General features: G+C 39.0%; 18 protein-coding genes and 1 riboswitch. All 18 genes read right to left on the minus strand.

All coding sequences use genetic code 11. The features are described from left to right. Positions 1-36: 36 nt before the first annotated feature. Positions 37-1,497, minus strand: coding sequence for a TolC family protein (locus HMPREF0873_RS09430; protein WP_038125910.1), 1,461 nt, complete (start codon positions 1,495-1,497; stop codon positions 37-39). A gap of 42 nt (positions 1,498-1,539) precedes the next feature. Beyond that, positions 1,540-2,799 carry an MlaD family protein gene (locus tag HMPREF0873_RS09435; protein ID WP_008603460.1) on the minus strand — a complete coding sequence of 420 codons (1,260 nt, stop codon included), beginning with the start codon at positions 2,797-2,799 and terminating at the stop codon, positions 1,540-1,542. Further along, a complete protein-coding gene (locus HMPREF0873_RS09440) occupies positions 2,799-3,557 on the minus strand; it encodes an ABC transporter ATP-binding protein (protein WP_004695454.1) in 759 nt (252 codons plus the stop codon). The genes HMPREF0873_RS09435 and HMPREF0873_RS09440 overlap by 1 nt, the downstream gene beginning before the upstream one ends. Before the next feature lie 21 nt (positions 3,558-3,578). Beyond that, positions 3,579-4,340, minus strand: a complete 762-nt coding sequence (locus tag HMPREF0873_RS09445) for an ABC transporter permease (RefSeq protein ID WP_004695453.1) — start codon at positions 4,338-4,340, stop codon at positions 3,579-3,581. Positions 4,341-4,370: 30 nt separating this feature from the next. Beyond that, entirely contained in the window at positions 4,371-6,353 is a 1,983-nt protein-coding gene (locus tag HMPREF0873_RS09450) for a SpoIVB peptidase S55 domain-containing protein (protein WP_008715799.1), read from the minus strand. Positions 6,354-6,365: 12 nt separating this feature from the next. Then, positions 6,366-6,650, minus strand: a complete 285-nt coding sequence (locus HMPREF0873_RS09455; RefSeq protein ID WP_004695449.1) for a biotin/lipoyl-containing protein — start codon at positions 6,648-6,650, stop codon at positions 6,366-6,368. Positions 6,651-6,738: 88 nt separating this feature from the next. Continuing rightward, a complete protein-coding gene (locus HMPREF0873_RS09460; protein WP_008715801.1) occupies positions 6,739-8,079 on the minus strand; it encodes a phosphodiester glycosidase family protein in 1,341 nt (446 codons plus the stop codon). A 227-nt stretch (positions 8,080-8,306) separates the two neighbouring features. After that, positions 8,307-9,692, minus strand: a complete 1,386-nt coding sequence (locus HMPREF0873_RS09465) for a rod shape-determining protein (protein WP_038125913.1) — start codon at positions 9,690-9,692, stop codon at positions 8,307-8,309. Next, entirely contained in the window at positions 9,673-10,938 is a 1,266-nt protein-coding gene (murA, locus tag HMPREF0873_RS09470; RefSeq protein WP_004695444.1) for a UDP-N-acetylglucosamine 1-carboxyvinyltransferase, read from the minus strand. Before murA ends, HMPREF0873_RS09465 begins: the two co-directional genes overlap by 20 nt. Positions 10,939-11,140: 202 nt before the next feature. Next, positions 11,141-12,103, minus strand: coding sequence for a class II fructose-bisphosphatase (gene glpX, locus HMPREF0873_RS09475; RefSeq protein WP_004695442.1), 963 nt, complete (start codon positions 12,101-12,103; stop codon positions 11,141-11,143). A 59-nt stretch (positions 12,104-12,162) separates the two neighbouring features. After that, on the minus strand, positions 12,163-12,807 hold the full coding sequence (fsa, locus tag HMPREF0873_RS09480; protein ID WP_008715804.1) for a fructose-6-phosphate aldolase: 645 nt from the start codon (positions 12,805-12,807) through the stop codon (positions 12,163-12,165). 13 nt (positions 12,808-12,820) lie between these two features. Further along, positions 12,821-14,101, minus strand: coding sequence for a serine--tRNA ligase (gene serS / locus HMPREF0873_RS09485; RefSeq protein WP_008715806.1), 1,281 nt, complete (start codon positions 14,099-14,101; stop codon positions 12,821-12,823). A gap of 125 nt (positions 14,102-14,226) precedes the next feature. Continuing rightward, on the minus strand, positions 14,227-15,180 hold the full coding sequence (locus HMPREF0873_RS09490) for a cation diffusion facilitator family transporter (RefSeq protein WP_004695437.1): 954 nt from the start codon (positions 15,178-15,180) through the stop codon (positions 14,227-14,229). A 242-nt stretch (positions 15,181-15,422) separates the two neighbouring features. After that, positions 15,423-16,703 (minus strand): guanine deaminase, encoded by a 1,281-nt coding sequence (gene guaD / locus HMPREF0873_RS09495; protein WP_008715808.1) that lies wholly within the window; start codon positions 16,701-16,703, stop codon positions 15,423-15,425. A gap of 101 nt (positions 16,704-16,804) precedes the next feature. Next, positions 16,805-18,148 carry an NCS2 family permease gene (locus tag HMPREF0873_RS09500; protein ID WP_008715810.1) on the minus strand — a complete coding sequence of 448 codons (1,344 nt, stop codon included), beginning with the start codon at positions 18,146-18,148 and terminating at the stop codon, positions 16,805-16,807. A 61-nt stretch (positions 18,149-18,209) separates the two neighbouring features. Next, positions 18,210-18,308: riboswitch (purine riboswitch) on the minus strand. 430 nt (positions 18,309-18,738) lie between these two features. Further along, on the minus strand, positions 18,739-20,256 hold the full coding sequence (lysS, locus tag HMPREF0873_RS09505; protein WP_008715811.1) for a lysine--tRNA ligase: 1,518 nt from the start codon (positions 20,254-20,256) through the stop codon (positions 18,739-18,741). Between the two features lie 29 nt (positions 20,257-20,285). After that, positions 20,286-20,759, minus strand: coding sequence for a transcription elongation factor GreA (gene greA / locus HMPREF0873_RS09510; RefSeq protein WP_004695428.1), 474 nt, complete (start codon positions 20,757-20,759; stop codon positions 20,286-20,288). Between the two features lie 123 nt (positions 20,760-20,882). Beyond that, positions 20,883-21,869 (minus strand): tRNA dihydrouridine synthase DusB, encoded by a 987-nt coding sequence (gene dusB, locus HMPREF0873_RS09515; RefSeq protein WP_008715813.1) that lies wholly within the window; start codon positions 21,867-21,869, stop codon positions 20,883-20,885. Positions 21,870-21,907: the final 38 nt, after the last annotated feature.

Genomic DNA, 21,907 nt, shown 5'->3' on the forward strand with positions numbered 1-21,907 from the left:
AAAAAGACGACCGAAGTCGTCTTTTTAAAGATCATATTATTGATTGCCGCCTAGTTTTGACAATTGTTCAACAGCACCACTATTAGCGATAACTTCAGCACCTTGACCTACAGGTGTAGACAATGGAACGCCTGTTAATTGTTCAAGAGCCGCAATGCTAATATTGTAATTATAAAGAGCTTCTACATAGTTATTACGAGCTGTTGTCAACTTAGTTTCTGCATCAAGTACATCAAGGTTCGTACCAACACCTGCACGGTAACGAAGCGTAGCAATACGGAAACTTTCTTGACCTTGTGCGACTGCAGTTTGTGTACTTTGGATTGTTTGTTCAGCAGCTCGTAAATTCAAGTATGCTTTTTGTACGGCTAACAATACAGCATCAACAGTTGCCAAATTAGCTTCTTTTGCTTGTTCAAGTTGTGCATTTGCTTTTTTAATAGCATTTTGTGTTGCACCACCATCCCATAAGTTCCAAGTAGCACTAGCACCAACACTCCAGGACTTTGTACTTGTACCAAAGTAACCATCTGGATCACCATAGCCACGACCAGCTTTTACAGCAACCGTAGGCAAATAACCCGCCTTAGCAGATTTTACAGCTTCTTCCGCAGATTTTACATCAAGAGCTGATTTAACAAGAGCGGAACGATGAAGCATAGCATATGCTTTCGCTTGCTCCAAGGTTACATTATATGGTTTATATTGTAAATCATGCTCTGCTGTAGTAATAGCCGTTTGTGCAGGGTATGCAATAACTTGATTTAAGTTCGCCTCTGCTAAATTTGCAGCATTTTGCGCTTTTACAAGAGATGTTTGAGAATCATCAAGATTTGTTTTAGCGGCCAATACATCGGAGCTCGCCACTAAACCAACATTATACTGTGCCTCTACATTGGTTACATGACCTTGATAATCTTTAACAGCTTGTTGTGCTACATCTACCATATTACGGCTCATAATCAATGTATAATAACCGTTAAGAGCATCATATTTTGATTGTTGTAAAGCCTCTTCATAGCTAGCACCAGTACCTTCACGAGTATAACGTGCAGAATCAATGCTTGCATCGAGTTGTGGATTGAATACAGGCGCACTAATGGAGAAGTTATGACTACCAGATTTGCCACTACCTGTGTCACCGCCCGTTTTTTGAGCACTCCAACCATAACTAACACTTGGATTCTTACCAGCTGCTACTTGGCTTACTGCAGATTTAGCAGCTTCATAACCCCATTTAGTTTGCTTAGCTGTACGATTATTAGCTAATGCTAAATCAACCGTACGGGCTTCGTTTAAAGCTAATGTACGTTCATAGGTTTTACTGTCTAAAACAGATTTTTCTGCTAATTGCTTTTGTGTTAATTGAATAGCTTCTTTTTGATATTTGCTTAATTGGTCTCCGTTGTTAACGGATGTAGTTACTACATCAGCGGCGAATGCACCAGTAGTAACTAAAGAAAGCATTACACCTAAGGAAAGAACCTTTTTATTCATAATATGTACCTCCATACTCATATAGAGTAAATGTGTTAGTCATTAGAATACTTGTTTAATACCGAAATAGGTACCTCCATTCGTAGAACTGAACGGTCTGGTCATTTGAATAACGCCATAGGTATCTTTATGCAAACGTATATCACTACGAATACGATATTTACGATGATTAAGGTCATATAGCGCGGCTGATAAGGACACTGGACCACGGAGGTTATAATCCACCCCAAGACCCAATTCACTTTCAAAAATACCACCACGCACCAACCATTTAGAACTGATAAATCGACCTGCATTCAGATCAAAAGTAGTATCATCACCTATATTAGAAAGGCCAATTTCAGCCATTCCTTTATTGTTAAAGGCACGTACTCTACCATTGACACGGAATTCATTATCCGTTGTGTTATACAACAAATCTACAGATGGTTCAATCTTGGTAGATGACTTTTTTTCAGTCATACCAACCTCTACACTCTTTCCATTTACATCCGTTTGGTACGCCTTTCCGCCCATCAGTTTATTGATGCGAGCTGAAATCTGTGCCGTATTATGTAAAGTCTCCTTAATATTTTCTTGTGCTTTAGGATCTGTTACAGTTGATTCCATGGTACGAGCCATATTATCTACACGATCAGTAGTTTGTTTTAAATTAGTTAAAATAGCACGCATATCATTGCCTGCATTACCATCAGCATTAAACTGTTGTGCTGCTTGATTTAGCTGAGCCGTTACATCCGCCATATTTTGTGTAATAGCTACCGCATTATCAGCCATCACAGCTGTAGATTGCAAAGAATATTTAAGTGCACTTTGAGTTGCAGGATCACCAATAATACTATTAATAGACTGTAGCATCTTCTCAGTACCATCCATTAATTTTTGTGCACTCTGCATGGCCTTATCCACAGCATCAACGCCTTCACCTTTAACGGAGTCACCATCTTGTAAATATACTTTAGACTGTCCTGGTGAAATTTGAATAAATTTATCACCTAAAAAACCATCTGACCCCAAGGAAAAGATTGAGTCACTTGGAATCTGCGTTTTTTCATCAAGTTTCATCTTAACCACAACGCCACGCGGTGTAATTTCAATATCAGAAACAGTCCCGATGGCCACGCCGGAAAATTTAACCTGATTCCCATTTTTTAGGCCATTTACTTGAGTGAAATCACCTGTAATTGTCATTTGCGGTTTAGCCCAAATATCGATACGGCCTACAAATAGTATGCCTGCAATAAATAGAACTATACCTATTATTGTAAAAGCCCCTACCTTGGCCTCCATCGTCCACTTCATTATATATCTCCCATCGCAGATTCGTTAATCGGCTCTGCTTCACCATGAATAAATTGTTGTACCTTCTTATTTGTAGAATTCTTAAATTCTATTGTATCAGAAATTTCTACAAAATGCCCCTGATCGAGTAAAGCTATGCGGTCAGCAACATAAAATGCTGACTGCATATCATGTGTTACCACGATAGAAGTACAACCAAGCCGATTCTGCATCCCCTTAATTAGCATACTAATCGTACCTGATGTAATAGGATCTAACCCTGATGAAGGTTCATCATAAAGAATTAAACTCGGATCTAGTGCTATAGCACGAGCTAAGCTAACCCGCTTTTTCATACCACCAGATAACTCATTAGGCATATAGGACTCATATCCCTTTAAACCAACCCAATCAAGTCTTTCTGCCACAATGCGTTTGATTTCGTCATCCTTTAACTTCGTATGTTGACGCAAACCAAAAGCTACGTTCTCACCTACCGACATAGAATCAAACAAAGCTGAATATTGGAATACCATCCCCATTTTTCTTCGTACCGTATTAAATTCATCTTCAGATAATGTAGTTATATCTGTGCCATCTACGATAATCTGCCCTGATGTAGGACGTTGTAAACCTATTAATAAGCGAAGTAATGTACTTTTACCACTACCACTGCCGCCTAATATAACTAACGTCTCCCCATCATTAATAGTGAGATTAACAGAGTCTAAAATCACACGTGACTCGTAGGCAACTACAACATTGCGTAGTTCAATCATAAATCCCTCTAAAAATATCCACTAAAATAACAATGTAGATAAAAAGTAATTTAATACAAATACTAGAATAATACTAGTTACTACAGAACTAGTAGTGGAAAAACCAACAGCTTCTGCGCCCATTTTAGTTTCCATGCCCTTATAAGCACCTACCAATGCAATGACAGCACCAAACACACTAGACTTTATAAGTCCTAAGGTGAAATCTGAAATGGTAGAAAACATTTGAATAGAATCTAAATATGTACTAGGCGCCAAACCCTTGATAACAGTGGCTACAAAGTAACCACCGGCAATACCGATAACAACACCATAAAATGCCAAAATTGGCACCATAATCATACACGCTACTACACGTGGTACCACGAGGTAACCAACAGGATCAACAGCCATAACACGTAGGGCATCAATTTGTTCTGTTACCTTCATTGTACCAATTTCAGCCGTGATAGCTGCGCCAACACGGCCGGCTAATACTACACCAACTAAGATAGGACCCAATTCACGGCCCATAGCTACAGCCATAAGGCCACCTACTGTACTTTGAGCACCATAGGTAATGAGTACATCTGTAATCTGTAAGGTCATAACGGCACCAGCAAAGAGTAGAGTTAAGCTAATAATAGGCAAGGAGTCTACCCCTAAGTGAGCCATCTGTTGAAATACATGCCACAGATTAATCATTTTTAATTGTTTTATTGTTTGCCACACTAATAATGTAGCACTACCCATCTGCGATAAGCCGTTTATGACGACTCGACCTATCGATTCTAGCCAACTCAACAGTCTATCCCTTTCCCTTACAGTTTCAACTTATTCAGCTGTATTTGTTCCACCAGCATTAGCCTCATCTTTTTTATTGGTTTCTTTCGACTCTTTTTTAGAATCCTTTTTAGACTCAGCTTTATCCGTTTTATCTTTTTTAGATTGATCTTCCAATTCTAACTTGCGTTCCATCTTAATCTGATGTTTCGCTTCTTTGACACGTTTTGCTAATTCTTTATCCCGATCAGCAGGCTTCATTACATGAATCGTAAATTGACCATCACCTTGCACAATGTACTCAGTATCAACAGCAGTCTTTTCAGGTTTCTTTTCATCATCCTTACTAGAACTCAAATCTTCTTGACCTGTTTTTTTCTTTACATCCCCTGGCATAGGTTTTGATTCCACATCTTTAAGCTTAGCCTTTTTAACAGATTGAGAGCCATCTTCATCAACTAAGCTGATACCATCTTCCAAAAATTCTACAACGATTTGATTATTTGTATCTGTCTTTTGAATTTCATCATAAAGCTCATCAAAATCTTTATGAACTTTCAAACGGCGTAAAATTTCATCTGTTAAATTATATTTCTGTTTTTCCAATACGTATGGTAATGGAATCTCGCCACCGCCACGCACCTCTAAGGTATACTTACCAATAGCTTGATCTTCAGGTACCTTAAAGAAAATTTGTTTAATAACCTTTTCACCGCGGAACGGCTCTAATGTTACATCTACTACGATAGTATCCCCAGGAGAAACTACAGTAGACGAAGCAGAAGCATCGATAAGCTTTGCTGTTTTCTTATCTTGCGTTACGTTTGTTTCAACCGAAATATCCGAAATTTCATAGTTGATGAATCGATTGTTCATAAGAACATCAATGACATTATAAAATTCATCAACTGCTTTTTCACTAATAGAATCAGAGCTGTAGAACATATTTGTCCGCGTTAATGGCTTATGTTCTTTCCCTTTTGGCGTAATAGTATAAGAAATTGTAGCCGTACCAGAGCCACTGCGATCCAATGTTTTATTCAACATATTGTATAAGGCTGTAGCTGCTAAAGTTGGTGTCATTTCACCATCTTCAATAACCTTGACGGAACTAGTTCTATCACGGCCCATATCAATATCCTTTAAATGGAATCGCAATGGAATACCTGGCGAAATCACGCCTGATACACCTGCAATACCGGCACCTCTATCTTCGGTAACAGAGCCAATCTCTTTACCCATAGAGCCAAGCTTAAAGGCAGCATTATAGCTTTTTACAACGGTAAAGATACTTGCATTGTGCATAAAATAGTTAGAAGAACCATGTTTTAAGAATGGATGACCAAAGGCAACAACCTTTTCACCATCTACATGAGTAACAGTACCAATAGCGCCCAATTTAAGGTCACCATCAACTAGCAAAGCCGCTACTGAGCCACCAGCTTCTAAAGGTTTTGCAATTTCATCACCACTAGCACTTGCGGTGTCATATGTTTCATATTTATATTGTGGTAACTTCGATTTAAAGTATTCCATTGATGCCGCATCGAAGCCATATGCCATAAGTGGAGTACCTAAAGGAATCAATTGTGTATCATCCCAAGGTTTAGATAAGTTTTTCTCATATGGTATATTCCATAGTTTGACCATATCCTCAATAGGAGTAATCATACCTATCGTACCATCCGCAAACCCCCAGCCATAAGCAACAGCCCCAACGAGTTTACCATTTATATATACAGGGCTACCACTCATACCATGCGCAATGCCACCAGTTTGATCCATAACGGGGCCGGAAAACTTGGCTAAAATAAGATGACCAGATGGTCCCTTATCCTTCATGACACCCAGTACCTTTACATCAAAGGTGGAAATAGTATCCCCTACGATTACAGTTTTTGCAATACCTTCCATACCTGTTGTTACATCATTGACAGGCATAAAATCAATAGCCTGTGCAGTTGTAAGTGAAGTACAGAAGAAAAGCGCCAGTATCGCTTTTCTATACCAACGCCAAGAATGAGAAAACTTCATTCCTTCTCTCCTTTATTTACTTTCTACAGTGACAACGATTTGATCACGAGAAACGTCTGAACCCACTGTAACATTAACCGCCGTTACAGTACCAGTTACAGTAGATTTAGCAGCAGCCATAGGACCAGCCAATGTCTCTACAGTCACCAATGTTTGGCCTTCTGTTACAGAAGTACCAACAGAAACTGTAGAAGCAACTTTACCTGTTAATACACTTTGGTATGATACAGGGGCCGCCATTACAGAGCTAACACTTAAAATACCTAATGCAGCTAAAGCTAACACTACTCTTTTCATAACGATCCCTCCTTTTACAAAATTAGTTATGTATTTATAGTATACTAAATTATTAGTAATATTTCAAACAAAATTGTATGCAACGAATCTATTTTATGATTACTATATCCTCATAACTCATAGGTGCAGAAGATTTGTGTACATAATCATCATTGATAACTATATCAATGCTACCTTGATTTGATAATTCAGCGCCATCAACAACACCTAATTTAGACAATAACTGAGCTCCTTCTTTTTGAGTCACACCTACAGATTGAAGTTCGGATTTATCAACTGTTAGCACAACTAAATCATGTTCCTTTGTGGTTCCAATGAAACTACGACCTTTGTTATTAGATTCATCAGCTCCTACATAGCGACCGCCTTTCATCACCATAGTGCCCACTTCTAAACTAGCTCCACCGGTAGTACTAACTTGAGCAAGTTCTTCTCTATTTTGAATCGTAATAGGTGTTCCAACTTTTAATTTACGTAAAGCACTTCCAGATTCGCCATGACCAGACAATACGTATTGGTTTTCCCCAATTTTAGAATTTCCCTTTTGTTTACTAATAACCTTGCCATTAGCTACAGTCACTTCATAACCATATTCATTGGTCTTTGTAGAAGGACCATAAGTTGACGTATAAAGGGTCAATGCATTCTCTTTACGAACCGTATCAACGGAGGTGATTACAAAACTCTCATTCTTTGTTTTAGCTTGAAGCAAAGGTTTTTTCTCTTCTATAAAGTATCCTCTATTAGGCGTATATCGTAACGTACCACGATTAGAAATACGCTCTAAATCAATGGCTCCATCACTCGCCACTGAGTAAGGTCGTTCAAAACTGCCCCCTTTTACCTTTGCTCCAATGATAGCTGTATGAGCTTGAGTGACAGAAGATAATGGTTTACCTTCTGGAACATGCGCCACCACCATAGGTGAATCATTATCTACGGTCAATGCAAAGGCTTGAATTTTCCCTTCAGCTACGGTGTTATTAATTTTGCTATACGTTACAGATTTATTTACATCTTTTGTAGTCTGTTGCGCATAGCCAGAAAATAAATCCACTACTATACGCGAAGGCTTTTCTAATGCAAACTCATGATGTTGTACATCCTTATTCGCTGTTAATGTTACTCGTAAGGCCCCATTAACCGGTTGTAAACCAATGCCTTTAAGAACTCCCGTTTTTTTATCATTTTGTGATATGGGGCCAGTTAAACCATTTGTAGTACCCCCTAAGTTCAATGTAAGAGCATGTGTTTCTTCATTATAGGATTGAGTCCAAGATACAGGCATTTCAGATACATCTAAAACAATTCGGCTTGTACCTTCATGATTAGATACGCGCACCCCTGTTAAATTACCGGCCTCAGCATGAGGAACGGTACTACCCAGTAGACCTAAAACAGCAAAAGTCATATACAGATATCGTTTCATCTTTAATTCCTCTATAGCTACAAACCATAATAATGGCCTTATATCATTACATCAATTTTACGCAATATACTTTTACTATAGTATACAGCATAAAGATGAAAAATTCAAAAAATAAACGAAAAACGAAGTTACAGTCTAAAGATACTCCATACATAAAATAGAATAACTGTAGACCATAACCTCGTCAATTTAAGCTTACTTCATCATGATATATTATTGTAACTATATTATTGTAACTCATCTAATGTATCACGAAGCTGTGACATTTCATCTAAAGCCTTTGCAACACCTTTAATTACTGCATATCTTGGAGATTCTACAAGGTATGCCGCGATTCCAATAGAACGTGTAATAACACGGTCTAATCCATCGATGAGCGCGCCACCACCAGTAAGAATGATACCATGATCATTGATAGCGGCCACAAGTTCCGGTGGAGTTTTTTCTAAAATGGACTTAACGCCTTCCAAAACATTCATCACTTGTGCTTCTAGAGCACGTTGAATCTCTAAAGAATTCACCGCAACCATCTTTGGTAATCCAGAACTTGCATCTCGTCCTCGTACCTCAATCGTACGCTCCTTTGCACGACGATCCACAGTCCCTACAGAAATTTTAATTTTCTCTGCCGTTAGCGGACCAATAACGAGGCGCTTCTTACGGCGGATATAACGGATAATAGATTCGTTAAAAGAATCTCCACCGATGCGAAGTGATTCACTTACAACCACACCCGTATCACAAAGAACGGCAATATCCGTAGTGCCACCGCCAACATCGACAACCATCGCCCCTACGTGCTTAGCATCATTGAGACCAGTCCCCATAGCAGCAGCCAATGGCTCTTCAATAAGGACCGTCTTTTTTGCACCGGTTCTGAGTAAGGCCTCTAAAATGGCGCGTTTCTCTACAGGTGTAATGCCTGATGGCACACATACGATAATACGCGTCTTCATCAATCTAGAAGCAGGTACAACGGAGCGAATAAAGTACTTCAACATGAATTCTGTCATATCATAATCTGCAATAACGCCCGCTTGAACTGGACGGATGACGGAAATCCCTTTTGGAGTGCGGCCTACCATAGAACGTGCAGCCTCACCTAAAGCAAGAATATCACCGGTTTTATCATCCCGTGCAATATACGCAGGTTCATCTAATACCAAGCCTTTACCCTTCGCAAAAATGAGGATATTTGCAGTCCCTAAATCAATTCCCAAATCGAAGTTTAAGGATCGATTCAAACGACTCATAAAATCTCCAACTTGCTCAGGTCGAACTAAACGTTTTAATGTCATGGCTGGCGTTGTTTTAGCAATCGCTACAGTCTCACGACTACGTCGTTCAGCACGGCGCATTTTTGTAACTTTAATCATGGTCTCGCGCATATTGGAGGCCAAATGATTAGCTTGCTTTGCCACGCCATTTGAAAGCTTAGTAGACTTACGTTTTGTCCTTCTCAATGGTTTACGTGTAGTACTCGCTTTCGAATTCTCAACCTTTGCAGCACCTAAGTTCTGTTGCTCGTTGTATAAAGCCGGCCCTTTAGAGCGCCGGCTTCTTTTCTTTTTATTTTGTTTTGGCTGTGTACTCTTATTCGTCAACCCGAACAATATCAGCACCTAACCTTTGCAATTTACCTACAAAATCATCATAACCTCGGTCAATATGATGTAAACGACCGACTTCTGTTCTACCTTCCGCAGTCAATGCAGCGCATACCAGCGCCGCTCCAGCACGCAGGTCAGTAGCATTCACTATAGCCCCGTGTAAGCTTGGCATACCTTCGACAATAGCTTGACGATTATCGATGTCAATATGCGCCCCCATTTTACGAAGTTCAGCAACATGCATAAAACGATTTTCAAATACAGTTTCTGTTACTGTACTAGTGCCTTCCGCAATCGTGGTAAGAGCCATGAATTGAGCTTGCATATCTGTTGGGAATCCAGGGTATGGCAAGGTTTTAATATCGACAGCTTTAATGCCTTTACCACTACTGATAACGCGAATGCCGTCGATTTCTTCCTCTACTGTTACACCAGCTTCCTTTAATTTAGCCACTACTGGTTTTAGATGTTCTGGCAATGCATTTTCTACGAATACATCACCACCTGCCATAGCAGCAGCGATTAAATATGTACCAGCTTCAATGCGATCAGGAATAACTGTATGAATAGCACCGTGTAATTGAGGTACACCTTCAATACGAATCACATTTGTACCAGCTCCGCGAATATTAGCACCCATAGCATTTAAGAATGTAGCTAAATCAACAATTTCAGGCTCTTCTGCAGCATTTTCGATAACGGTTTTACCTTCCGCCATAGAAGCAGCCATAATTACATTCTCTGTAGCCCCCACACTTGGGAAATCCAAATAAATTTGAGTCCCTTTAAGTCCTTCCGGAGCATGAGCATATACATAATCTTCAGTAATTTCAATTTTTGCACCTAATGCTTCAAATGCTTTTAAATGAAGATCAATGGGACGTGCACCGATAGCACATCCACCAGGCATTGAGATTTTAGCCTCCCCTTTACGAGCCAAAAGTGGACCCATGACAAGAAAGGATGCACGCATTTTACGCACAAGTTCATAAGGAGCTTCCGTAGCAGTCAATGTAGAAGCATCGAAAACAATTTCACCATCTGCATTATTACGAGTGATTTTAACCCCCAAAGACTCGATAACTTGGCAAATCGTGCCTACATCTTCTAAATTTGGAATTTCAAGCAATTTACTAGGCGTTGATGCTAGCAAAGTACCGGCAATAATAGGGAGTACTGCATTTTTAGCACTACTAACACGTACACGTCCTTCCAATCGATTGCCACCTTGAATGATTAACTTTTCCAACAGAATTCCTCCTACACTTTATATCGTTCATCTTGTATAAGCTACAAGACCTTGTATTTATAACGTCATATACTAAATGTTATTATACTATTTTTCGATATATCTCATCAAGAGAATGAGAGAAAATACAAAGAAAAAAAAAGCCCTGAATATATCTCAAAAATTTGTGCCAAATTTTTGAGTATATTTCAGGGCTTTATTCTTATTTAGCTTTTAATGTTTTAAGTTTATGATCCATATGCACTGTATCAAGGAAACGAACCGTACCAGTTTTAGACCGCATCACAATAGTATGTGTACGCGCACCACCTGGGAAATATTGAATTGGATTTAATAAGTTACCACGTGTAATGGCAGTAGCCGCAAAAATAACATCATCAGTACGAACTAAATCATTTAATGTGAGCACTTGGTTTACATCGGCAATGCCCATTTCATGGCAACGACGAATTTCTTCTTCCGTTTCTGGTTTTAAGCGAGCTTGCATATCGCCGCCTACACATTTTAAGGCTGCAGCCGCTAATACACCTTCAGGTGCACCACCAGTACCTACAACCATGTGCACCCCAGAACCTTCGATACAACATTCCATAGCTGGATTAACATCACCATCAGAAATGAGCATAATACGAGCCCCTACTTCACGAGCCTCTTTCATCAAGCCTTGATGACGCTCACGATCAAGCATAACCAACGTGATTTCATCTACATTACGTTCCATTTTAGCCGCTACATTTTTGATATTTTCGGTCAAAGATTTCGTAATATCGATAGCACCTGCACCTCGAGGACCAACACAAAGTTTCTCCATGTACATATCCGGTGCATGTAACAAGCCACCTTTTTCTGCAATCGCCATAACTGCAATAGCACCATTTTGACCTTTAGCAATCAAGTTTGTCCCTTCAATAGGATCAACAGCGATATCTACTTCTGGTCCGCCAGCACCTACGTGTTCTCCGATATAAAGCATAGGAGCTTCATCAATTTCGCCTTCTCCGATAACCACAGTACCAGAAATGCGAACAGAATCAAACGCTTGACGCATAGCATCTACAGCAAGACCATCGGCTGCATCCTTTTGCCCACGGCCAAGCAAACGACCGCTACGCAAAGCTGCGGCTTCAACGACACGAGCAAATTCCAAAGATAATGTACGATCCATAATGGGCCTCCTTATAAGTCCTCTATGTATTGATATGACTCTTACCTAGAGTCTCTAACTTATTGATTAGCTTGTTTCCAATCTTCCATAAATTTTGCAAGTCCTGCATCAGTCAACGGATGTTTCATAGCTTGCATGAGTACTTTAAATGGAACAGTTGCAATATGAGCACCTGCTTTAGCACATTGAATAATATGCAGCGGAGTTCTCACACTTGCAGCAATAATTTCAGTTTCAATTTCATGAATAGCGAAAATATCTGTAATATCTTGAATCAATGTAAGACCATCCATGCTGATATCATCAATACGACCCACAAATGGACTCACATAACTTGCACCTGCACGAGCAGCTAATAAGGCTTGGTTTGCAGAAAAAATCAAAGTCACATTCGTTTTAATGCCTTCTTTGCTCAAAATAGCAACGGCTTTAAGACCTTCTGGAGTCATAGGAACTTTAATAACCACATTAGAGCCTAATTTCACAAGGTCATGTGCTTCCGCCACCATGCCTTCAGCATCAGAGGAAATAACCTCTGCGCTAACAGGTCCATCAACAAGGTTTGCAATTTCAGAAATAACCTGTTTCAAATCGCGTTTAGCTTTCACGATAAGCGATGGGTTTGTAGTTACGCCATCAATAAAACCAAAATCATAGGCCTCTTTAATCTCATCAAATTCTGCTGTATCAATAAAGAATCTCATAAAATGCCCCCTCTTATTTAGCCGGTGAAATCACTTCAACGCCACCCATGTATGGCACGAGAACTTTTGGAATTACAACGGACCCATCGGCTTGTTGATAGTTTTCCAAGATAGCAGCTACCGTACGCCCTACTGCAAGGCCAGATCCATTTAATGTATGAACAAATTCCGGTTTACCCTTAGGTCCACGACGGAATTTAATATTAGCACGACGAGCTTGGAAATCAGTCATATTAGAGCAAGAGGAAATTTCTCTATACTTGCCTTGTGCAGGCATCCACACCTCTACATCATAGGTTTTAGCAGAACCAAAGCCCATATCACCTGTGCACAGAGTGATAACACGGAACGGTAATTCTAATAAGCGCAATACTTCTTCTGCATTATCTGTTAATGTTTCTAATTCTTTGAAAGAATCTTCTGGTTTAGCTAATTTAACCATTTCAACTTTGTTAAATTGATGTTGTCGAATAAGGCCACGAGTATCACGCCCCGCGGAACCCGCTTCAGCACGGAAACATGCGGTGAATGCAGTATAGTATTTAGGCAATTCCTCTTCGCTAAAAATTTCACCACCGTGATAATTAGTCAATGTAACCTCAGCAGTTGGAATCAAGAAATATTCCGTTCCCTCTACATGGTACATATCTTCAGCAAATTTAGGCAATTGCCCAGTGCCCGTCAAAGTTTCACGTGTTACCATATATGGCGTCATCATTTCAGTATAGCCATGTTTATCTACATGAAGATCCACCATGAAGTTGATAAGAGCGCGTTCCAAACGAGCCCCTAACCCCTTATACACAGTAAAGCGAGCTCCACTCATTTTGCCTGCACGATTGAAATCAAGGATATCGAGGCTTTCACCTAAATCCCAATGAGCCTGTACATCAAAATTAAATTGACGTGGTTCGCCCCATTTGCGTTGCTCCACATTTTCATCTTCATCGGCCCCTACAGGAACAGATGCATCACACATATTTGGCAACATCAATGCCGCATCGCGCAATTTTGTTTCCACTTCGCGAATACGGTTATCAAACTCAGCAATCTCATCGCCTACTTTTTTCATTTCTGCGATTTTTTCATCAGCATTTTCTTTGTTGCGTTTTAATTTGCTAATTTCTTCTGTTACAGAATTGCGAAGCGCTTTTAATTCTTCTACTCGACCGATCAATTGACGACGTTCATCATAAGCGGATACAAAGGTTTTCAGATCGCCTTTTGTATGACGATTATCTAAATTTTGTTGCACTAAATCAATATTTTCACGGACAAATTTTAAATCTAACATACTATAAACCTCATTTTCCAACTATGTTACGCACAATATATTCAATACGTTTAAGTATACCATATATTGGTGTATTTATCATTAAATTATGTGCTATATACTAGACTTCTCACCAATATTTTATATTATTCATCCTCTTCTTCATCTAGCAAATAATCTTTTGCCATCCATTTACGCGTGCCTGTAAAAGAAATGGTCACCCATTTTTCCGTTGGGTTACCGCCGATTTCTTGGTCAATTTCATTGCGAATAGCATCAATTTCAGCAATGGTTTGATATGGAAAACTTTTAGGAACTAAAATATCAATTTCAATGATTCGAGTATTGCCATATACTTGCACGCTCGTCACATAATCTTTAAAATTATACTTTTCCATAAATCGATCCATAATTTCTTGCACTTCATTATGCAATGAAGTTGGTGCCCATCCTAATATTTGTTTCATGGATGGCACAATGATACGAAATGCAGAGGGTATCATCTGTACCGCTAAAATAATTAATACAATAGGGTCAATATAAGTAGCCCATCTAGCATATTCAGTACTTTCTAGCATAGTAGCTACAACGAAACTAATCAAGATAGCCGCTTCTAACAAAGCATCGACATACCAGCTTACATTATCAAATTTAATCAAGTTAGACTGCAAACTTTTATTAATACGACGTACATAAAGATAGTAAGCAGTATCCGCAACAGTAAAGAATATAGCATAGAAAATAGCTGGCCCGAAGTCTACGTGACGTCCACCAGACAAAAGATCTGTAATCCCACTAGATAAGGCATAAATTACTATGAGAAGAATAAAAAAGCCCTCCACGGCGAGCACCAGAGGTTCAAATTGCCAAAAACCGAATTGGAATCGCTTACTCGTTTCTCTAGCAACTAACTTAGCTGTCATAAGCATCATAATCTTAATAACAACATCAACGAAGGAGAATACCCCATCTAACAACACTGCACTAGATCCCGTTACAATCCCCATCACAGTGCCGCTCACCGCAACTAGCGCCATCAAAGCAACAGATTGCATTAATAGCTTTTGTTCAATAGAGCGTCTTGCTCCTAATATATCCATTAAGACCCCCACTTTCTTAATTTGTACATTTTTTTATTATACACCAAGTGAATTGATGAGCAAAATCGCCCTGTTCAGTAATATAAACAGGAAAGCTATAAAACCTACCATAAATCATAATCCAAAGTTTATCTAACACCTCGGTCAGTTTCTAAAAGAAGCACCGAAAAGCAGCTAGTTTGAAGGGTATACAAACTAGCTGCTTTAAATATATCAATATTTTTTTCTGTAAGATATAAACTTTACCCTTTTGGACTCGGAACTACGCGACCAGCCACATAGCGTTCAATAATATGGCGATCATCCCCTACATATAGCCAGCGCTCTAAACGCTCTTCCAAAGAACGTTCATTTAGGTCGAATAGGGACGTATCATCGATAATAAGGGCATCTAATTCATAGCCTTTTTCAAAGCTTCCAACGTGGCCAAAAAATTGTCCACCACCCTTGGTAGCCATATAGAAGGCTTCACTCAAGGTAAGAGGTGCATAGTTTGGGTCTACTTCAGCCCATTTCATTTTCGATAGACCAATAGCTTCAGTAAGGACCTTTGCCATCGATACAATATGTCCACCAGAAATATCGGAGCCTAAACCAATTGGTATATTCCGCTCAATCAGCTTACGAATCGGTGCAATTCCGCTAGAAAGATTTACATTCGAATATGGACAATGAGATACCATAGTCTGCGTTTCAGCCATGCGATCCATTTCTACATCGCTCAAATGAATGCAATGGGCCATTACAGTTGGCACGGTACCCATCAAATGATGTTCATAGTACACATCTGTATAGTTTGACGACTCAGGATGTAACGATGCGACCCAATCAATTTCGCCGTGATTTTCCGACAAATGAGATTGAACAGGAACATCGTATTCTTTCGCTAATTTAGCAAGTCCTGTCATGAGTTCACTCGTACAAGATGGTACAAAGCGCGGTGTAATAATAGGTTTAACTAAAGGTCCAAATTGAGCTGACGCATCTAACCATACTTTAGTATCAGCTAAGGATTGATTCGTTTCTTCAATCAAAAATTCCGGACTATTACGGTCCATGTTTACCTTGCCCACATAAGCTGACAATCCTGCTTTTTGTAAAAGCTCCATCAACACCAATGTACTGTCTTTATGGATTGTGCCAAACAAAATACTTCTCGTCGTACCATTGCGCCATAAATCGTGAACAAAGGCGCCATATACTAGACGAGCATAGTCAGGATCAATAAATTTTGCCTCTTCAGGAAATGTATAAGTTTCAAGCCATGGTAACAGTCCCTTATCCATACCAAGTCCACGATTACAATATTGTGGTGCATGCGCATGGGTATCCACAAAACCAGGAATAATGAGATTATCACCGTAATCAACAACATCATACTCTGTATAAACTGTAGGAATACTTTCACCACAATGAACAACCACCCCATCTACAGCAATAACATAACCCTGTTGAATAGATACAAGTGCTGATGGATTCGGTGTATATAATATATTTCCTTTTAAAATAATCGTTGAATTCATATAACCTCCTCGCGTGATTAGAGCCCTAAAGTACTGCGCCCATATACTACGCTAGATTTTCGTTTAATAGACTATGCTATATGATTCATAGTATATGCTATTTAAATAGCAAAGTGAATGATGAACGCCACAGTCATGATGTACATAATAGGATGAATTTCATGATGACGACCTGTGGCCAATTTAATTAATGTATAAGAAATAAAACCAAAGGATAAACCTTGAGCAATACTAAATGTTAATGGCATAAGAAGAATTGTTAAGAACGCAGGCAATGCTTCCGTGAAATCAGTAAAATCAATATGCGTTACCTCACTCATCATAAATACGCCAATAGTAATCAGTACAGGTGCAGTCGCTTGTACCGGTACCAATAAGAACAACGGTGCAAAGAATAAAGATACCAAGTATAAAAGGCCAGTTACTACTGCCGTAAGACCTGTGCGACCACCATCAGCAACGGCTGCCGCACTTTCAATATAAGAAGTAACTGTAGAGGTACCTACAACAGCACCTGCTGCGGCACCAATAGACGTACATAGCAAGGCACGATTCAAACCTTCAAATTTCCCTTTTTCATTTACTAAGTTTGCTTTTCTCGTTACACCAATCAATGTACCGATATTATCGAACATATCCACAATAGTAATGGAGAAGATAATGGAGAAAAAGCCATACCCAATAGCACTCATTACATCAAGTTGACCAAATGTGTCTACTGGAAATGGTGGTACCAAGTTAAAGATATCCGAACTAGATATAGGAACCTTAGTCAAACCTAACACCATAGCCAAAATCGTAGTGAAGGCCATACCAATTAACAATCCACCCTTAACCTGCTTAGCTAATAAAATACTTGTAATAAACAAGCCTAACAATGTTAATAGTACTGCAGGATCTTTCATGTTCCCAAGGGTTACAAATGTAGCATTATCAGAAATAATTATATGAGCATTTTTAAAGCCAATGAAGGCAACGAATAAACCAATACCTACGCCAATAGAGGTTTTCAGCACTTGTGGAATACCATCTACTATTTTATTAAGAACTTTAGTAACTGTTAAAATAACAAAAACTGTACCGGAAATAAAAACGGCACCTAATGCAGTTTGCCAACTAAGGCCCATAGCACCACAAATGGTATACGAGAAAAATGCACTTAGGCCAAGTCCAGGGGCTACGATAACCGGAACATTAGCAACAAAACCTATTAGCATTGTCGCAAAGGCAGTTGTTAAAATTACAGCCGCTACAGCACTACCATGAGGCATTCCTGATACAGATAATAGATTGGGTATTACTGCCAGAATGTATACTGATGCAATAAACATTGTAATACCCGCAAAAATCTCAGTCTTTACTGATGTTCCATGTTTGGTTAACTTGAAAAACCGATCAAGACAACCATTGGCTTGATTACCTCTTTCATAATCCATTGAACTCATCGCACTTACCTCCTAAACTTTTAGAAATATAAATTTAGTTAAATAAAAAACGGCTACAAGAGCATCATAAATAAGCTCTTGTAGCCGTAAATCTCGGTTCACGCTAGAGAGACTTGACCCATCCCGTCAAGGTTATACAAGGTATGTAGTAGTTCTATACAGTTAATCTATATCATCACATTCAGATTCGATAAAGTAAAGATAAATAAGAAAAACTTTATATGCATGAATTTATATCATATATATTATGTAAATACCACATCTCACACTTAGTATAAAATTATTTTTATACAATGTCAATAACAATTGATGAATAATCATAAACTATTCTTTTATCCTAGAAATTATTTTCTATAGACTTTATATCGTTAATTTTTTTATATACTTATAGACTGGTACAGGAGCTCAACATATTAACCACTCCATTAATCCATCGTATAAAATTACATATAGCATTCATGTTTCAATACATATTTAAAGGCAGTATCGTAGTAACAGGTTTAAAATGATATTTATATGATACTAACTATTTCATAAATATATAAAAAGCTCCCTACTCAAAGAATAGGGAGCCTTAATAGTGTCGATTATTATTCTGCTTCTTCAGCTTCAAAATGCTTAGGAGCTTCTGGTTTCATCAACGGGAACAATAATACATCTCGAATAGATGCAGAGTCTGTTAAGAACATAACAAGACGGTCGATACCAACACCAAGACCAGCTGTTGGAGGCAAGCCGTACTCAAGAGCAGTAACGAAATCCTCATCCATACGATGAGCTTCATCGTCACCCGCTTCACGTTCTTTCAATTGATCCAAGAAACGTTGTTTTTGGTCGATTGGATCATTTAACTCGGAGAAGCCATTTGCCAATTCACGACCATAGATGAAAGCTTCAAAACGTTCTGTAGCCAATGGATTTTCACGACTTGCTTTAGCAAGTGGAGAAATCTCTTTAGGATGACCATATACAATAGTTGGCTGAATCAAGTTTTCTTCTACATAATCTTCAAAGCAAAGATTTAAGATTTTACCAATACCATCATTTTCTGTGTATTCTACATTTAAGCGATCAGCAATAGCACGAGCTTCTTCTATAGTTGTGACTGCATCAAAATCTTCACCAGTGTATTTTTTTACACCTTCAGCCATTGTGATACGATTCCAAGGAGGAGTCAAATTAATTTCTGTGCCTTGGTATGTAATTTCTTGTGTACCAAGTACTTCTTGAGCACAGTAGGACACAAGATTTTCTGTTAAGCGAATCGCATCCTCTACATCGCCATAGGCTTGGTACGATTCGATAGTAGTAAATTCTGGATTATGACGATTATCGATACCTTCGTTACGGAAGCAACGGTTCATTTCGAACACGCGGTCCATACCACCAACGATTAAACGTTTGAGATACAATTCTGGTGCAATACGCATGTAAATATCGATATCAAGCGCATTATGGTGAGTGATAAATGGACGTGCAGCAGCCCCACCAGGGATAGCATGCATCATCGGTGTTTCCACTTCCATGAAGCCATCACGCATCATGTATTCGCGAATCTTAGCAACGATTTGAGAGCGTTTTACAAATGTATCACGCACTTCAGGATTTACAATCAAATCAACATAGCGTTGACGGTAACGAAGTTCTGTATCCTTTAATCCATGCCATTTTTCTGGTAATGGACGTAAAGACTTAGATAACAATGTTAATTTGTTAACTTTAATGGTAACTTCACCGGTATGTGTTTTAAATACGTGACCTTCTACGCCGATGATATCACCGATATCAAGCATTTTAACGTATTTATAAGCATCTTCGCCCAATACATCTTTACGGAAGTATACTTGAATATCACCAGATTTATCACGAATATTCGCAAATGCCGTTTTACCATGGGAACGGATTGTCATCAAACGACCTGCAATAACTACAGGCTGGCCATCATATTTCAAAAAGAAGTCTTCTTTAATATCTTTTGCGTAATCTTTTACGACAAAACGTTGGCCAAATGGGTAAATACCATCAGCTTCATATTCGGCTAATTTATCGCGGCGAATTTGCATTTGCTCATTCAGCTCTTCTTGTATATTTTTAATTTCTTCACTCATGTTATCGCCTCTTTGTCGGTAATTGTAAATTATTGGATTGCTAACACTTTGAATGTTACAGGACCATCTGGTGTGGAAACCTCTACTTCATCGCCCTTACGTTTACCCAAAATAGCTTTACCTACAGGAGATTCATTAGAGATACGATTGTTAAATGGATCCGCTTCAGAGGAACCAACGATAACATATTCCAATTCATCGTTGTACATAGTGTCAAGTACAGTAACTTTACTACCTACAGATACAACGTCACCTTTTACAGATTCATCGATGATCTTCGCAGTGTTAATCTTATTCTCTAACTCTACAATATGACCTTCAATAAAAGCTTGTTCATTTTTTGCATCATCATATTCAGAGTTTTCACTGATATCGCCATATTCAATAGCAGTTTTAATACGTTCAGATACTTCAATACGGCGTACAGATTTATAGTACGCTAATTCTTCTTCTAACTTCTTTAAACCTTCGGCGGTGAGTAATGTTTCTTTTACGTCTGCCATGGGTACCCCACTCTTTCTACATATAAATAATAAGAAAAAGTGTCATAATAAGATGACACCTTATCTCTTGTTTCTAAATTATCTCAATCATTATATAAAAATACTATTTATTTGTCAATCTGACTACCCTTCGGACAGTATTTTGCGATATGATTCTAGCTCATTGTGAAAGCTTGTTACAGTATGAATTGTATTCACTCGATTGCGCCAATATGCAGATTCCGGAAGTCCCTTCATATACCAGCCCGCATGAGTGCGTATCTCCTTAACGGCCATACTTTCACCCTTGTATTGGCATAACAGGTCAAAATGCTTTAATAACATATCTAGACGCTCTATATCGGTCGGAGCCGGCAATACTTCACCAGTGGCTAAATAATGATGAATACGACCAAAGATCCAAGGATTCCCCTGTGCACCACGGCCTACCATTACAGCATCACAACCGGTTTCATCAAGCATTTGCTTAGCATCTTCAGGATTCACTATATCTCCATTGCCAAGTACGGGTACAGATACAGCTTCTTTCACAGCCTTAATATAAGACCAGTCCGCATGTCCACTATACATTTGCTCCTTTGTACGACCATGTACAGCAATAGCAGCCACACCTGTAGACTCAATGCGCTTTGCAAAATCCACGACATTGATAGAGTCACTATCCCAACCAATACGCATTTTTACAGTAACCGGTACATCAATAGCCTCAACAGCGGCTTCTGCAACACGAGCCGCTAGATCAGGATTTTTCATAAGTGCCGAACCATCGCCAGAGGTAACTACCTTTTTAACAGGACAACCCATATTTATATCTACAATATCGGCGCCCGCATCGGCCACAACCTTAGCCCCCAAAGCGATTGCTTCTGGATTAGAGCCAAAAATTTGCATGGATACAGGACGTTCTGCCTCTTCAATGCGCAATAATTCATGAGTACGTTCATTCTTATATTTAATGCCCATAGCACTGACCATTTCGGTACATACCAAGGCTGCACCATGTTTTTTAGCCAGTAGTCGATACGCAATATCGCTAACCCCTGCCATAGGCGCTAATATGGCTTGACCATCAATTTTGACAGCCCCAATTTGCCACTGTTTATTATTCATATAATTCTATTTCCCTTAATAAAAAAGGTACAGCATAA

This window comes from Veillonella sp. 3_1_44 (genome assembly GCF_000163715.1).
GTDB classification, from domain to species: domain Bacteria; phylum Bacillota; class Negativicutes; order Veillonellales; family Veillonellaceae; genus Veillonella; species Veillonella parvula_A.